Below are 16,837 nucleotides of genomic sequence, written 5' to 3'. Positions count from 1 at the left end.
TCATGAAAGCACTGCAATTCGATAAAACCGGCGACCTGTCTTCCCTGCGCCTCGTCGAGGTGCCGACGCCGGTGCCGGGGGCCGACGAGGTGCTGGTGCAGATCAAGGCGGCGGGCCTCAATCCCAGCGATGTGAAGAACGTGCTCGGGCGTTTCCCGTACACCACGCTGCCGCGTATTCCAGGGCGGGACTTTGCCGGGGTGGTGGTCGAAGGGCCGCAGGCGTTGATCGGTCAGGAAGTCTGGGGCACCGGGCGCGAGCTGGGCTTTTTCGCCGATGGCTCCCATGCGCAGTTCGTCAAACTGCCGGCGAATGGCGTGGCGCACAAACCTTCGCACCTGAGTTTCACTCAGGCCGCCAGCCTCGGCGTGCCTTACACCACGGCGTGGGATGCGCTGGAACGCAGTCTGGTGAATGCCGAAACCCGTTTGCTGGTGATCGGTGGCGGGGCGGTGGCGACGGCAGCCTTGGCGCTGGCCAAAGTGCGTGGCGCGCAGTTACTGGCGGCGGCGCGGCGGCCGGAGCAGGTCAAGGATTTGCAGGCGCAGGGTTATCAGACGATCCAGCTGGACAAGCCTGAAGAACTCGGCGCGCAGGTCAACGCGGTGTACCGCGGCGGTGCCGATGTGATTTTCGACACCACCGGGTTCTGGCTGCCTGCCTCGGTGCCGGCGCTGGCACCGTTCGGACGCATTGCGATCATCGCTGCGCCGGTGGACGGTCATGTGCAACTGCCGGCGCTGGCCCTGTATCGCAAGGGTGGCTCCGTGGTCGGCATCAACTCGTTGCTGTACGGCGTTGAAGCCTGTGCGGCGATGCTCGAGCAGTTCGGCCGGTTCTTCGACGAAGACCTGCTGCCACTGCCGCAAGGACTGGTCGAAGCACCGCTGGTCGAAGGACTGGCGCGCTATGCCGATGTGAATCAGGGCAGCGGCGACAAGGTCATCCTGATGCCTTGATCCTTATGCGTCCGGCACGCCGTGCTCCCACGCCGACCAGTGCTTGAGGATGTCCTGCACCAGCGGATTCCCCGTGCGGTAGAGGTTTTCCAGTGCCGGTACGAATCCGCCCTGATCGGCGTACTTGAGCAGGTTGTCCACTTCGCTGCCGCCCGGCGCCGGGCGGTCGAAGTCGGAGCCGGCGCGCACCACGGCCAGGCGCTGCACGTCCACCAGGCCCTCGCGGCTGGCGCGCAACAACGCCTCGTAGGTGGAGTTGTCTTCCTGTTGGGTGGTGCAGTATTCACCCTTGTTGTCGGTCAGCACTTTGGTCCAGACCTCGGCACGTTCGCTCAGACGGGTGCCGGAGAACCAGGTGTTGCCCGCCAGCGTGTCGCAGCGGGTGACCACCGGCGGCTGATTGGCCGGTGCTGCCGGGTATTTCTGGCGCCACGCGGCCGACTCCTTGCTCTCGCTCAGTTCGACCTTGTGGCTCAGGGCGAAGGCCTTGGCCTGCAGTTTCGGGTTGAGTTCGAAGACCTCGGTCTTGTAGTCCAGCGGCGGTTTTTCGTTCGGGCCTTTGGTGTTGATGCCGAGGTAACCGGTCGGCCAGCTCGAGGGCGCATCGCGTGAATCCAGTTCCCACTGGGTGCCGAACTCCACCAGATAGTGCGCCCAGGCGGCGGTGCCGATGGTCCCGTGTTTCGGGCTGATGCCGGCAATCCCGGCGATCAGGAAGTAGCTTTTGCGCAGGTCGAATTTCGGTGACAGCGCCAGTGCCAGGGTCGAGGCAGCGGCGTTGGTCTGGCCCATGCCGGTGGTCATCAGGCACACCTGCTGCGTGTTGCAGCGGATGGTCGGGTACTCGGCCGACAGGCCCGGTACGCGGATTTCCTGCTTGAGTTCGAGGCGCTCGATCCAGTTTTGCGCCTCCGGGGCGAACATGGTGATCAGCACCACTTTCGGTTGAATCGGCGCCTCAGCCGCCCAGGCGGTGGAGGAGAGCAGGGCCGCAGCGGCCAGTGATACACGCGTCATTGCTTTCATGATGGCTCCTGAATTCAGAACTGATAACCGATGCCGGCGTAGTAACCCCAGCCATTGGAACGTGCGCGGAAGTTGCCGTCGCCGAAGTTCAGCTCGCTGCCGTCCTCCCAGTTGCCGCCGTTGTGGAAGTAACGGCCGACCAGGGTGAAACGCAGGTGGGTGAACGAGTACAGCAACACGTTGGTCGCCACCGTGGCATTGGCGGTGCGCGCCGGGTTGTCCTTGTGCAGGTCCGAGCCGAAGTCGAAGTTGGTGAAGCCAATGTAGGTCAGCGAGGCACCGTTGCTGAATTTGTCGATCGGCACGATGTACTTGAGCTGCGCACGGTAGCCGTCCCACGAGTATTCATTGCTGGCGCCGTAGTTTTCCCACTGGTAGCGCCCGTACAGGTTGGCCGACAGATTGACCCGTGAGTGGGTGTCGATGTCGGTCCCCAGACCGCTGTACAGCGTGTTGGCGCGGTTTTCCTTGCGGCTGCCGTGGTCGTAAATCCAGTCGAACGCCACGTACCATTCCTTGAACGGCCCGATGGCCAGGCTGCGGCCGGCGAGGTAGTCGATGGAAATGCGCGGTTCGTGCTCCATGAACACCGGCGAGCCGTGATCCCACACGCCTTTGTCGTGGCTGTTGCCGATGTTGAAGATCTTCGGAATGTCGATGTAGCCGTACAGCTCGAACGGACCTTTACGCCCGAAGTATTCGTATTCCAGGTAGATATCGTCGGCCGGTTGCGGGCCGAAGCTGATGTCTTTGCTGCCGATCAGCATCAGGTCCTGGTTGTACCAGTCCGACAGGTACGCGCCTTTTTTCGGCGGGCTGGCTTCGGGGCTGAGGGCTTCGCCCTGGGCGGATTCCTCAGGCAAGGCAGGTTGCGCCAGCGCAGGGTGGCTGAGAAATCCGGTAACGCCGGCCAGTAGCAGGGAAACAGCAAACGGTCGCGCACCACGACGGTGGCGGCAGGAAGAAACGTGCATTCAAAGTCCTTTTTGCGGATCAGGGCCCGGTTTTTCGGGGCTGTACGGTTTTGTTACGAAAATGCGGTCAACAGCGACTCGCAAACGTTTGCACAAGCCGTACCAATTTTCGCAATGCCCTGAAAAATCGATCAATTCGGTGGTTTATCTGGCGCCTCGGTCAGGTGCAGGCCAGGCCCGAATCAAGCACCTCAAAACCTTGTTCAGAACGGCTGGAAGTATCACCGCAGCGCCTTATCGCACAAAAGTATTAACACTATTTAATCAATGCCCCATCGCAGGGCATCAACTAGCGTGTGTCTGGAATAGACGGTTTATCTGATGACCGTCATACGCTTGATACGCGTGTTGGATCTTGCCGCCTTCGCACGCCTTCAAGGATGAAATTGGCCACGAAAGGAGTAACCCGTGGAAGCAAGGTTTGGTGTCGCCCTCGTTTCGCGCTTTTCCCCACTTTCCCTTGCAGTGCACCTGAGCGTCGCCGGACTTCTGTTCGGCGGGGTCAGCGAGCAGGCGTTCGCCACCTGCTCGGCCGCGGGCTCGACGATCACCTGTTCGGGTGTTCCGACCCTGCCGCTGTTCCTCAATGACTACAGCAGCGCCAGCAGCGGCGTGACGGTCAACGTCACCAATGGCGCGCAGATGAACGCGACGCTGGGCGGCAAGGTGATCAACCTGACCGGGGCCAACATCAATCTGAACAACTCCGGGACCCTCGACCCGGCCTTGCTCGGCCTGGTTTCGATTCTCAGTGGCGGTGCGTTCATCGGTACCGGCGCGACCAGCACGGTGAGCATCGCCAACAACACCACCGGGATCATTCGCGGCACCGGCATGTTGCTCGGCCTCAACCTGACCAGCATCGACGGTCTGGGGATTGCCGTGAACAACTCGGTGTCGGGCACCACGACCATCACCAACGACGGCACGATTACCTCGACCGGGCTGTCGGTCGGCGGCATTACCCTGGCTGATACCCCGGTGGTCGGGGTGTATGGCGGTTCGCAGGTCAACATGACCAACAGCGCCAGCGGCACGATCAACGGCCGGATGGCATTCGAAACGTCAGTGGCGGGCAACACCTTCACCAACGCCGGTAACATCACCGGCGGTTTGTCGATGGGGGCGGGCAGCACCAACACTTTCTACGCAATCACCGGTTCCAGCGTTAACGTCGGTGACGGTGTGCAAGTCTCCGTCGGACTCGGTGGCCTGATCGGCGTCAACCTGACCTTCGCCCCGACCGGGACGATCGATGGCGGCGCAGCCGGTACCAACACGCTGATCCTGCAAAACCCGATCGGCCTCGGCGGCGGCACCACCGGGACCGGCACGGCGTCCAGCGCGACCTACGTCAACTTCAACAACCTGACCCTCAACAGCGGCACCTGGACCTTGCAGGGCCCGTTGGTCAGCGGTGCGACCACCCTCAATGGCGGTGTCGCGCAGTTCAACGACAACGGCGCGTTCGGCAGCGGTGTGCTGACGTCCAATGGCGGGATCCTTCAGGCCAGCAACGCCGGTTTGACCCTGGCCAACCAGATCAACCTCGGTGCCGGCGGCCTGACCCTGCAGGGCATCAACGGCACGACCCTGAACGGTGTGATTTCCGGTTCTGGCGGCCTGACCAAGATCGGTAGCGGCCAGCTCAACCTCAACGGTATCAACACTTACACCGGCAACACCGTGCTCAACGGCGGTGTAGTGCTGGTGGGCAACAACCAGGCATTCAGCACCGGCGGCATCACCGTTGGCGGTTCTTCGAGCATTTCGGCGACGGCGCCGATTTCGCTGGCCAACGCGATCACGCTCAACAGCACCCTGACCGCGACCGGCACCGGTGCGCTGACCCTGGGCGGGGTGATCAGCGGCGCCGCCAACCTGACCAAGACCGGCAGCGGCAGCCTGACCCTCAACGGCATCAACACCTACACCGGGATCACCAGCCTCAGCGCCGGCACCTTGCGCGTGGGCAACAACAACGCCCTGGGCACCGGGGTCCTCAACACCAGCAACGGCACCAGCCTCGACAGCACCGGCAACGTGACCCTGGCCAACAACGTCGGCATCACCGGTGCGTTGAACGTGCTCGGCAGCAATGCCCTGACTTTGGCCGGCATCGTCTCCGGCACCGGCGCGATCACCAAGAGCGGCAGCGCCAGCCTGACCCTGACCGGCAACAACACCAACAGTGGCACCACCGCGCTCAACGGCGGCACCTTGTTCGTCGGCAGCAACACCGCCCTCGGCACCGGCGCATTGAACGCAGCGGCCGGCACCACACTGGATGCGACCACGGCGGTGACGCTGGCCAACGCTGTGGCACTGGCGGGAGGGCTGACCATCGGCGGCACTCAGGCGCTTGGCCTGAGCGGCGTCATCAGCGGCGCCGGCAGCCTGATCAAGGGCGGCACCGCGAACCTGACCCTCAGCGGCAACAACACCTTCTCCGGTGGTACGACGCTGAATAACGGGACGCTGATCGTCGGCTCCAACACCGCGCTCGGGACCGGCGCGCTGACCACGGCGGCAGGCACCACCCTCGATGCCAGCACCGCCGTGGCCCTGAGTAACGCCGTCGCCCTCGGCGGCAACCTGAACATCGCCGGCACCTCTAACCTGACCCTCGGTGGCGTGGTCAGCGGCAGCGGCGGACTGACCAAGAACGGCGCGGCCAACCTGATTCTCAACGGTGCCAACACCTTCAGCGGCGGCACCACGCTGAACGCCGGTACCCTGACCGTCGGCAACGCTGCCGCATTGGGCAGCGGCGACTTGACCGTCGCCAATGCCGCGACCCTCGACAGCAACACCTCGGTCATCCTCAACAACAACGTCGCCCTCAACGGCAACCTGTCCATCGCTGGCAGCAACGGCTTGATCCTGGGCGGCGTGCTCAGTGGCGCCAGTCAGCTGATCAAGAACGGCACCGCCAACCTGACCGTCAACGGCGCCAACACCTTCACCGGTGGCACCACGCTCAACGCCGGCAGCCTGACCGTCGGCAACGGCGCGGCACTCGGTACCGGCACGCTGACCGTGGGGGAGCGCAACGCTCAACAGCAGCGCCAACGTGACGCTGAACAACGCGATTGCGCTGAACGCCAACCTGACTGCCGGCGGCGCCAACCCGCTGACCCTCGGCGGCGTGATCAGCGGTGGCAGCAACCTGATCAAGACCGGTTCTTCGACCCTGACCCTGACCGGCAACAACACCTACACCGGCGCTACATCGCTGAACGCCGGGACACTGATCGTCGGCTCCAACACTGCGCTCGGCACCGGCGTACTCAACGCCGGCAACAACACCACGCTGGACGCCAGCACTGCGACCAGCCTGGCCAACAACGTCAACCTCGGCGGCAACGTGACCATCGGCGGCAGCAACGCGCTGACCCTCGCGGGCGTGGTCTCCGGTGTCGGCGGCCTGACCAAAAGCGGCCCCGCCGACCTGATTCTCAACGGCGCCAACACCTACTTCGGCAACACCGCACTCAACGTCGGCAAGCTGATTGTCGGCAGCAACACCGCGCTCGGCAGCGGCGCATTGAACGCCGCGGCGGGCACCACGCTGGACACCAACACCGCCGTCACGCTGGGCAATCAGGTCAACCTGGCCGGTGCGATGAACGTGGGTGGCAGCGCAGACCTGACCCTCACTGGCACTGTCGCCGGAGCCGGCAGTCTGGTGAAAAACGGCGCGGCCAATCTCAACCTCAATGGCACCAACACTTACGTCGGCGGTACCACGCTGAATGCCGGTACAGTGACCGCCGGCAACAGCTCGGCCCTCGGCACCGGCGCCCTGACCGTCGGTGGCGCAGCAACCCTCGACAGCAGTTCGCCGCTGGTCAGCCTGGCCAACGCGGTCGTGCTGAATGCGGCACTGAGCGTCGGCGGCACCCAGGACCTGACCCTCGGCGGTGTGGTCAGCGGCGCCGGCCAGTTGATCAAGAACGGCGCGGCCAACCTGACCGTCAACGGCACCAACACCTACAGCGGCGGCAGCACCCTCAACGCCGGTACGCTGACACTGGGCTCGGCCGCTGCGTTGGGCAGTGGCGGCCTGACCGTCGGTGGCGCTTCGACGCTGGACACCAGCGCCGGCATGAGCATCGGCAACAACATCACCCTCAACGCCGGCCTGACCCTGGCCGGCAGCAATACCCTGAACCTCAGCGGCGTGATTGATGGCGCCGGCAGTCTGACCAAGGACGGCTTCGGCGACCTGACACTCAGCGGCAACAACACCTTCACCGGTGCGCTGAACATCGCCTCCGGCAGCGTCACCACCGTGAGCAGCGGGGCTCTGGGCAACACCTCCGGCGCCAACATCAGCGCCGGCGCCAATCTCTATCTCAACAGCAGCGCCAGCCTCAACGGGCTGAGCGGCAGCGGCAGTGTGCAGATCGCCGGCGGTAACACCCTGACCGTGGGCGGCGTGAACAGCACCAGCACCTTCGACGGCGACCTCGGCGGCAGCGGTGCGCTGACCAAGGTCGGTACCGGGACGCTGAACCTCACCGGCAGCAGCGGCATTACCGGCAATACCAATGTCAACGCCGGCACGCTGAATCTCACCGGTTCCCTGGCCAGCACTCAGCTCAACGTCAACAACGGCGCCACGCTCACAGGTACCGGTTCGGCGCTTGGCGTCATCACCGTCAACAGCGGTGGTCATCTGGCGTTGTCCTCGGGCAATACCTTTTCCACCTCGTCGCTGATCCTCACCGCCAACAGCAACGTCGACGCAAGCCTCGCCACACCATCGACCAGTTCGCTGATGAACATCGGCGGCAACCTGACCCTCGACGGTAATCTCAACGTCACCGATGCCGGCGGTTTCGGTGTCGGCGTCTATCGGCTGTTCAACTTCATCGGTGCACTGACCGACAACGGCCTGACCGTGGCCGGCGTGCCGGTGGGTTACGGCCTCGGCGACATCCTCGTGCAGACCCTGGGTAATCAGGTGAATCTGGTAGTGTCGGCGCCGAACACCAACCTGCGTTTCTGGGACGGCAGCCAGACAATCCCGAACGGCACGGTGGATGGCGGCACGGGTACCTGGGATGCCGGCGGCACCAACTGGACCAATTCCAACGGCACGCTGAACCAGACCTGGGCCGGCGACTTCGCGGTGTTCCAAGGCACGGCGGGCACGGTGTCGGTCAACGGCACGCAACTGTTCACCGGAATGCAATTCCTCACCAATGGCTACAACGTGGTGAACGGTACGTCGGGTCTGCTGACCGCGGTCAACGGCAGTGGTGGCACCACGGCGATGCGGGTCGATCCGGGCGTGACTGCCACGGTCGGTGTGAACATCGATGGCGGCGGCATTCTCAACAAACTCGACGCCGGCACCCTGGTGCTCAACGGCGCCAACAGCTACACCGGCGGCACCCAACTGGATGGCGGCACCCTGGTTGTCGGCAGCAACACCGCACTGGGCACCGGCGCGCTGATCGCCAATGCCGGCACGCAACTCGACAGCAACACCGCCGTGACCCTGACTAATGCGACCACGCTGAATGGCAACCTCACCGTGCTCGGCAGCAATGCGCTGACCCTCAACGGTGTCATTTCCGGCACCGGCGGCTTGATCAAGAACGGTTCGGCCAGCCTGACCCTCGGTGGCAACAACGCCTTCCTCGGCCGGTGGCACTGAACGCGGGCGGTCTGATTCTGGCGTCGAACAGCGCGCTGGGCTCGGCCACCCTGAACGCGGCCAACGGCACCACACTCGATGCCAGCGGCGCCTTCAGCGCGAGCAACGCGATCAACCTGGCGGGCAACCTTGCTATCGTCGGCAGCAACGACCTGACATTGTCCGGCGCCATCAACGGCGCCGGCAACCTGACCAAGAACGGCGCGGCCAACCTGATCCTGAGCGGCGCCAACAACTTCCTCGGCGGCGTCACCCTCAATGCCGGCACCTTGACCGCCGGCAGCAACGGCGCCCTCGGTCTGGGCAACCTGACCGTGGCCGGTGCCTCGGCGCTGGACAGCAACACCTCGGTGTCGCTGGGCAACAACGTGGTGCTCAACGCCAACCTGACCAACACCGGTAACAGCGACGTTGCCCTCAGCGGCGTAGTCAGCGGCACCGGTGGACTGATCAAGAACGGCGCCTCCAACCTGACCCTCAATGGCATTAACACCTACAGCGGTGGTACCACGCTGAATGCCGGCACCGTGACTCTCGGCACCTCGGCGGGCTTGGGCTCCGGCGCGGTGACCGTGGCGGGCGCGTCGACCCTCGACACCACGGCGCCGCTGGTGTTGGCCAACAACCTCAACGTCAATGCCAACCTCAGCGTGGCGGGCAACAACAACCTGACCCTCGGTGGCGTGATCGCCGGGGCGGGCACCCTGACCAAGAACGGTCTGGCCGACCTGACGCTGACCGGCAACAACACCTTCAGCGGCACCTTCGATGTGCAGGCCGGCAGCCTCACCACTCTGGGCAACTCGGCACTGGGCAGCAACGCCGGGGTCAATCTCGGCGCTGCGGCGACCCTGAACCTCGGCGGTTCCGGCAGCCTCGCCAGCCTGACCGGTAGCGGTACAGCGCTGATCGGCGGCGGCAACACCCTGAGCATCGGCGGCAACAACGCCAGCAGCATTTTCGACGGTGTACTCACCGGCACCGGCGAACTGAGCAAACTCGGCACCGGAACGCTGACCCTGACCGGCCTCAACAGCCTGACCGGCAACACCACGGTCAACGCCGGCACCTTGAACGTCAGCGGTTCGCTGGACAGCGCCAGCGTACTGGTCAATAGCGGCGGCACCCTGACCGGCGGCGGCTCGCTCGGCGGGGCGGTGACCGTGGCGGATGGCGGTCATCTGGCCGGCGCCACCGGCAGCACCCTGTCGGTCAACTCGCTGGTGTTCAACGCCAACTCCAACTTCGACGTCGGCCTCGGCGCACCGGTGTCCGGTGGCGGTAACGCGCTGGTCAACGTCGGCGGCAACCTGACCCTCGACGGCACCCTTAACGTCAGCGACATCGGCGGTTTCGGCAGCGGCGTGTACCGGTTGATCAACTACACCGGCGGCCTGACCGACAACGGCATGCTGATCGGCACTGTGCCGGGCAGCGTCACGCCGGGCGACCTGACCCTGCAAACCGCGCTGGCCAACCAGATCAACCTGCTGGTCACCGCACCGGGCGTCACCGTGCAATTCTGGGACGGCAACCAACTGATCGCCAACGGTTCGGTGGATGGCGGCAGCGGCACCTGGGGTACCGGGACCACCAACTGGACCGACGTCAACGGCACCACCAATCAGGCCTGGACCAACAACTTCGCGGTGTTCCAGGGCGCGGCAGGCACCGTGACCGTCAACGGCGCGCAAACCATCACCGGCATGCAGTTCGTCACCGATGGCTACAGCCTGCAGAACGGCACGGCGGGTTCGCTGAATCTGGTCAACGGTTCGCTGGGCAATGCCACCGTGCGGGTCGATCCGAACGCTACGGCGACCATCGGTGTCGCACTCAATGGCGCCGGCACGCTGGGTAAATACGATACCGGCACCCTGGTGCTCAACGCCGCCAACGGTTACACCGGCGGCACCGCGCTCAACGGCGGCAAGATTGTGGTCGGCAACAATGCGGCCCTTGGCAACGGCGTATTGACCGCCGCCAACGGCACGGCGCTGGACAGCAACACGGCGGTCAGCCTGGCCAATGATGTGGTGCTCAACGGTGGGCTCACCGTTGCCGGCTCCAACGCATTGACCCTCGGCGGCGTGGTCAGCGGCAGCGGCAGCCTGATCAAGACCGGCGCATCGAGCTTGACGCTCAATGGCAGCAACACCTACAGCGGCGGTACCCAGCTCGCTGGCGGTACGCTGGTTCTGGGCAACAACAGCGCGATCAGCAGCGGTGCTCTGACTGTGTCGGGTAACGGCACTCTCGACAGCACCTCGGCGCTGCAACTGGCCAACGCCATCAACCTGGGCGCGGAACTGACCCTGGCCGGCAACCAGAACACCACGCTGATCGGTGCGGTCACCGGCAGCGGCAGCCTGGTGAAAAACGGCAATGGCGATCTGTTGCTCAGCGGTGCCAACACCTACAGCGGCGGCACCACGCTGAACGGCGGCACTACCCGTGGCGACACCAGCAGCCTGCAAGGCGCCATCGTCAACAACGCGACGCTTACCTTCGAGCAGAACAGCGACGGCAGCTACACCGGCAATTTGACCGGCGCCGGCATTCTGAACAAAACCGGCACCGGTGCCTTGCTGCTGACCGGCAACAACACCTTCACCGGCAACACCTCGGTTCAGGCCGGTACGCTGAACGTCAATGGCGTACTCAACAGTGCCAGTGTCAATGTCGCCAGCGGCGCGAAGATCGGGGGCGGCGGCCAGTTCGGTGGGGCTGTGCAACTGGCCAGCGGTGCGACCCTGCTGGGTGGCGGCAGCGCGACGCCGTTGTCGGTCGGATCCCTGGCGCTGTCTTCGGGGAGCAATCTGGACTTCACCCTCGGCTCGGCCGCCAGCTCCACGACCGTGGTCAACGTTGCCGGCAACCTGACCCTCGACGGCACGCTGAACATCACTAACTCCGGCGGCTTCGGCACCGGTGTGTATCAACTGTTCACCTACGGCGGCACGCTGACCGACAACGGTCTGGTCTACGGCAGCCTGCCGGTTTCTGCAGCCAACCTGACGTTGCAAACCTCGCTGGCCAATCAGATCAACCTGCTGGTTCAGAACACGCCTGGCGAGGTGCAGTTCTGGAACGGTGGCAAGACCAACCCGGACGGCAGCATCGGCGGCGGCAGCGGCGTGTGGGGGCCAGGCACCAACTGGACCGACCCGACCGGCACTCAGGCGCAGGGCTCCAACGGCCAGTTCGCGGTGTTTGGCGGGCAGGGCGGTACGGTCACCGTGCAGGGCAATCAGCAATTCACGGGACTGCAATTCCTTGTCAACGGTTACAGCCTGGTGCCGGATGCCGGCGATACGCTGACGCCGGTCAACGGTGCGGGCGGTACACCGGCACCGATCCGCGTCAACGCCGGTGCCAGCACGCAAATCGATGTGCCGCTGGTTGGCACTGGCGGGATCGAGAAACTCGACGCCGGCACGCTGATCCTGACCGGTGCCAACACCTACAGCGGTGGCACCACCGTCAGCGGCGGTACGCTGATCGGTAACACCACCAGCCTGCAAGGCAATATCGTCGACAACGCTTCGCTGGTGTTCCAGCAGAACACCAATGGCCAGTTCAACGGTCGTCTCAGCGGTATCGGTGCGATGGCCAAACGCGGTGCCGGAACCTTGTTGTTGACCGGTGACCAGCCGTTCAGCGGCACCGTTTCGGTCGATCAGGGCGTGCTGCAAGTCGGCAGCCGTGCGGCTCGGGCTTCCCTGGGCGGCCAGGTAACGGTGGCCAACGGCGCGGGTCTGAGCGGTAACGGCAGCGTCGGTTCGGTGGTCAACCACGGTGTGGTGGCCTCCGGTGGCGGTGACGGTACCCTGAGTGTGGCGGGCAACCTGACCAACGCCCCGGACGGTGTGCTGGCTCTGACGGTCAGCTCGCCAACCGCTACGCCTCTGGCCGTCGGCGGCACGGCAACCCTGGGCGGTGGCCTGCAAGTGAACAGCCTGGCGCCGTTCACCGGCAACACCGTGTACTCGCTGATCACCGCCGGCGGCGGCGTGAATGGCACCTTCAGCGCCGCCGATCTGCCGCAGTACGCGTTCCTCGACACGGCGCTGGTGTACAGCCCTGACGCGGTGAACCTGGTGGTCAGCCGCAACGGCAATTCGTTCGCCGACGTCGCCGCCACCCGCAACCAGCGCAACACCGCCTCGGCGTTGATGCGCAACGGTCCGGCGGGTGCTGCGTTGCAGAATGAAATCGTCAACCTCAGCGTAGCCGGTGCGCGTCACGCCTTCGACAGTCTGTCCGGGGAAATCCATGCCAGCACCGCCAGTGCGGTCCTCGAGGATTCACGTTTCGTGCGTGAAGCGGTCAATGACCGGATGCGTCAACCGACTTGCAGCGCGTCGGACGATCCACGTCGGACCCTGGCACCGAGCGACACCCAGTTGAGCAGCAACGGTTGCCACGGTGAAATGGTCGGCTGGGCCCGCGCCATCGGTGCCTGGGGCGACATGGGCGGCGACAGCAACACGGCGAAAGTCGATCGCAGCCTCGGCGGTTTCATGCTTGGCACCGACAAGCAGCTCGACGATCAATGGCGCGCCGGGATGGCCGCGGGTTACACCCGTGGCAACCTCAACGCCCACGATCGCAACTCCGATGCCAAGGTCGACAGCTACCACCTGGCGGCGTACCTGAGTTCGCAGTTCGATGCCCTGGCCGTGCGCCTCGGCGCGGCTTACAGCTGGCACAGCATCGAGACCAAACGCGACGTCAGCGTCGGTGCCTACAACGACCGTCTGAAGGCCGACTACGACGCCCGCAGTGCCCAGGTGTTCGGTGAAGTGGGTTATGCCATCAATGCAGCCGGCGTGGCCATCGAACCGTTCGCCGGCCTGGCCTACGTCAACTACGACAGCGATACCGCCAAGGAAAAAGGCGGGGTGGGGCGCCTGAAGGGCGATGCCGATCAGGACATCACCTACTCGACCCTCGGCGTGCGCATCGGCAAGTTGGTGACCCTGGCCAACGGCAGTCAACTGACCCCGCGCGCAGCCATCGGCTGGCGGCATGCCTACGGCGACACCAAGCCGGATGCCGACCTGACCTTCATCGACGGCGGTGCGTCGTTCAGCACCCAGGGTGTGCCGATCGCCAAGGACAGTGCGCTGCTCGAAGCCGGCGTGGACTTCCAGATCAGCCCGACCGGCAAGCTCGGCATCGGCTATTCGGGCCAGGTGTCCAGCGACAACAACGACAGCGCGATGACCATCAGCTTCAGCCAAAGCTTCTGATCGTGGTCGAAGCACTTTGACCGCCCGAAAGGGCGGTTTTTTTTGCTCGGCAATCCCCTCTGCTAGAATCCGCCCCATTCCCAGCCAGAGGTTGCCCCATGAGCGAACCCATCCGTCTGACCCAATACAGCCACGGTGCCGGTTGCGGCTGCAAGATTTCGCCGCAGGTGCTGGAAGTGATCCTTGCCGGCAGCGGCGCGCAGAACCTCGACCCGAAGCTGTGGGTCGGCAACGCCTCGCGCGATGACGCGGCGGTGTATGAAATCGATGCCGAACGCGGTGTGGTGTCGACCACCGACTTCTTCATGCCGATCGTCGACGATCCGTTCGATTTCGGCCGTATCGCGGCGACCAACGCCATCAGCGATATCTACGCCATGGGCGGTGACCCGTTGATGGCCATCGCCATTCTCGGCTGGCCGGTGAACGTGCTGGCGCCGGAAGTGGCGCGAGAAGTGATTCGCGGTGGTCGTGCGGTGTGCGACGCGGCGGGTATTCCCCTGGCCGGTGGCCATTCGATCGATGCGCCGGAACCGATCTTCGGCCTGGCCGTCACCGGTCTGGTGGAAAAGCGCTTCATGAAACGCAACGACACCGCCACCGCCGGATGCCTGCTGTACCTGACCAAACCGCTGGGGATCGGCATCCTCACCACCGCAGAAAAGAAGGGCAAGCTGCGTAACGCCGACATCGGTGTGGCCCGCGACTGGATGTGCACGCTGAACAAGCCCGGCAGCCGTTTCGGCAAACTGGCCGGCGTCACCGCGATGACCGACGTCACCGGTTTCGGCCTGCTCGGGCATCTGGTGGAAATGGCCGATGGCAGCGACCTCACCGCGCGCATCGCCTATGACCGCGTGCCGCGTCTGGACAGCGTCGAGTACTACCTTGATCAGGGCTGTGTACCCGGCGGCACCTTGCGCAATTTCGACAGCTATTCAAGCAAGCTCGGGCGCGTGCAGGAACTGCACAAGCGAGTGCTGTGCGATCCGCAGACCAGTGGCGGCCTGCTACTGGCCGTGACCCCGGAAGGCAACGCCGAATTCCTCGCCGTGGCCGCAGAGCTGGGCCTGAATCTCGCGCCGATCGGCGAACTGGTCGAGCGACAGACCCACGCAGTCGAGGTGATTTGATGCTCCGCGACTGCACCGATTACCGCGACATTTTCCTCAACGACCGACCGCTGATGGATGCCCGCGCGCCGGTCGAGTTTCACAAGGGCGCGTTCCCCGGGGCGGTCAATCTGCCGCTGATGAATGACCTCGAACGGCAAAAGATCGGCACCTGCTACAAACAGCATGGTCAGCAGGCCGCCATCGAGCTGGGCCACCATCTGGTGTCCGGCGCGGTGAAGGCCGAACGCATCGAGGCCTGGGCCGAATTCGCCCGGGCCCATCCTGACGGTTATCTCTATTGTTTTCGCGGTGGCCTGCGCTCGCAGATCACCCAGCAGTGGCTCAAGAGCGAGGCCGGGATCGACTATCCGCGCATCGGTGGCGGTTACAAGGCCCTGCGCAACTTCCTGATCGACACCCTCGAACAAGCGGTAACCCAATGTGATTTCGTGCTGCTGGGCGGCATGACCGGCACCGGCAAGACCGAACTGCTGGTGCAATTGCGCAACGGTCTGGATCTGGAAGGCCACGCCAACCATCGCGGCTCCAGCTTCGGCAAGCGCGCCACCGGCCAGCCATCGAACATCGACTTCGAAAACCGCCTGGCCATCGACCTCCTCAAGAAACGCGACGCCGGTATCGACCAGTTCGTCCTCGAAGACGAGAGCCGGGTGGTAGGCAGTTGCGCGGTGCCGCTGCCGTTGTATCAGGGCATGCAGCAGTACCCGATGGTCTGGCTGGAGGACAGTTTTGACGACCGGGTGCAGCGAATCCTGCGTGATTACGTGGTGGACCTGTCGGCCGAGTTTTCGACGGTGCATGGCGAGCAGGGTTTCGAGCTGTTCTCCGAACGTTTGCTCGAGAGCCTGAACAATGTGCAGAAACGTCTGGGCGGCGAACGCCACCGGCGGATGCTGCTGTTGATGGAGGACGCACTGGCCGAGCAGGGGCGCAGCGGTTCGGTGGACTTGCACCGGGGCTGGATCGAAGGCTTGCTGCGTGAATATTACGATCCGATGTATGTGTTTCAACGCGAGAAGAAGGGCGCGCGGATCGAGTTTGCGGGAGAGCGCGGGGCAGTGATCGAGTATCTGCGCCAGCGGTTGAATCAGAAGCGCTGAAGCGAGAGCCCCGGCAGGGGCTCCAAGGTACTCAGGTCGGGCAAGTGACCTTGCCGTTGTCCAGCCCTTGCTTGTAGCTGTGGCTTTGCAGGCTGGCCTTGCCGTTGTGCCAGGTCAGGGTCAGCACGTACAGCGAGTCATAGTCACCGGACGCCCAGTCTTCGGTGATGGTCTGCTTTTCGCCCACTGCTTTGCCGGCGACCTTGTTAATCAGCTCCGGCAGGTAACCGTGGGACCACGCGGTGTAGATGATCGAGTTGTGGTACTTGTCGGCGATCAGTTCCCGGGCCAGATCGCTGGTGTCATTGGCCGAGAACTCGATGTTCACCGGCAGGCCGAGCTTGATCGCGGCGGGGCTGATGGTCATCAGGGGGCGAATGTAGCTGTAGGAGTTGTCCAGCTCGCCTTCCTCGACATTGCGCGTCGGGTTGGCGGCGAACACGTAGTCGGCCTTGCCGAATTTTTCCGGCAGCAGGGTCGACAGCTCGATGGCGCGGTTCAGGCCCTGGCAGTTGAGCTGGCCGAGCCCGCCCGCGGGTTTTTCCCCGTGGCGCAGGAAGATCAGGGTCTGGGTGCCGTCCACCGGTTGCGCTCGGCTTTCGCTGGATTCGAGGGACAGGAACAGCGCGCTCATCGCCAGCAGCGAGGGCAGGACAACGTAGGTGCGATGTTTGAAGCGTCTGGCGACTTTCATCAAGTTCGTCATGAAATAAAGGGTC

The 16,837-nt window shown here is 64.3% G+C and carries 6 protein-coding genes and 1 pseudogene; 4 read left to right on the top strand and 3 right to left on the bottom strand.

Annotated features, from left to right (window positions below):
* The first annotated feature begins 2 nt into the window (after positions 1–2).
* Complete coding sequence (locus R1A29_RS18230; RefSeq protein WP_438299134.1) at positions 3–959, top strand: quinone oxidoreductase family protein; 957 nt, start codon at positions 3–5, stop codon at positions 957–959.
* Between the two features lie 3 nt (positions 960–962).
* Here the strand turns inward: R1A29_RS18230 and R1A29_RS18225 are convergent, their stop codons facing one another.
* Together R1A29_RS18225 and R1A29_RS18220 are read right to left on the bottom strand one after the other, a co-directional pair.
* On the bottom strand, positions 963–1,985 hold the full coding sequence (locus R1A29_RS18225; RefSeq protein ID WP_438299133.1) for a purine-nucleoside phosphorylase: 1,023 nt from the start codon (positions 1,983–1,985) through the stop codon (positions 963–965).
* 14 nt (positions 1,986–1,999) lie between these two features.
* Positions 2,000–2,959 (bottom strand): nucleoside-specific channel-forming protein Tsx, encoded by a 960-nt coding sequence (locus tag R1A29_RS18220; protein WP_438299132.1) that lies wholly within the window; start codon positions 2,957–2,959, stop codon positions 2,000–2,002.
* 408 nt (positions 2,960–3,367) lie between these two features.
* Between R1A29_RS18220 and R1A29_RS18215 the strand changes: the two are divergent.
* From R1A29_RS18215 to mnmH, 3 genes and pseudogenes are all read left to right on the top strand, one after another.
* Positions 3,368–13,882 (top strand): annotated as a pseudogene (locus R1A29_RS18215) (autotransporter-associated beta strand repeat-containing protein).
* Positions 13,883–13,980: 98 nt separating this feature from the next.
* The gene (selD, locus tag R1A29_RS18210) at positions 13,981–15,015 is read left to right on the top strand and encodes a selenide, water dikinase SelD (protein ID WP_438299131.1); all 1,035 of its coding nucleotides are present in this window, start codon (positions 13,981–13,983) and stop codon (positions 15,013–15,015) included.
* Positions 15,015–16,118 carry a tRNA 2-selenouridine(34) synthase MnmH gene (mnmH, locus tag R1A29_RS18205; protein ID WP_438299130.1) on the top strand — a complete coding sequence of 368 codons (1,104 nt, stop codon included), beginning with the start codon at positions 15,015–15,017 and terminating at the stop codon, positions 16,116–16,118. The genes selD and mnmH overlap by 1 nt, the downstream gene beginning before the upstream one ends.
* Before the next feature lie 31 nt (positions 16,119–16,149).
* Here the strand turns inward: mnmH and R1A29_RS18200 are convergent, their stop codons facing one another.
* On the bottom strand, positions 16,150–16,824 hold the full coding sequence (locus tag R1A29_RS18200) for a histidine phosphatase family protein (protein WP_432217201.1): 675 nt from the start codon (positions 16,822–16,824) through the stop codon (positions 16,150–16,152).
* Positions 16,825–16,837 lie beyond the last annotated feature (13 nt).

Origin of the sequence: Pseudomonas sp. NMS19W (genome assembly GCF_051554255.1) — a bacterium.
Lineage (GTDB): Bacteria > Pseudomonadota > Gammaproteobacteria > Pseudomonadales > Pseudomonadaceae > Aquipseudomonas > Aquipseudomonas kribbensis.
This window is presented reverse-complemented; position numbering and strand designations above follow the sequence as displayed.

Bases quoted from the DNA above. Each gene is read 5' to 3' on its own strand.
- R1A29_RS18230 (WP_438299134.1), top strand. From the start codon at position 3: ATGAAAGCACTGCAATTCGATAAAACCGGCGACCTGTCTTCCCTGCGC.
- R1A29_RS18225 (WP_438299133.1), bottom strand. From the start codon at position 1,985: ATGAAAGCAATGACGCGTGTATCACTGGCCGCTGCGGCCCTGCTCTCC.
- R1A29_RS18220 (WP_438299132.1), bottom strand. From the start codon at position 2,959: ATGCACGTTTCTTCCTGCCGCCACCGTCGTGGTGCGCGACCGTTTGCT.
- selD (WP_438299131.1), top strand. From the start codon at position 13,981: ATGAGCGAACCCATCCGTCTGACCCAATACAGCCACGGTGCCGGTTGC.
- mnmH (WP_438299130.1), top strand. From the start codon at position 15,015: ATGCTCCGCGACTGCACCGATTACCGCGACATTTTCCTCAACGACCGA.
- R1A29_RS18200 (WP_432217201.1), bottom strand. From the start codon at position 16,824: ATGACGAACTTGATGAAAGTCGCCAGACGCTTCAAACATCGCACCTAC.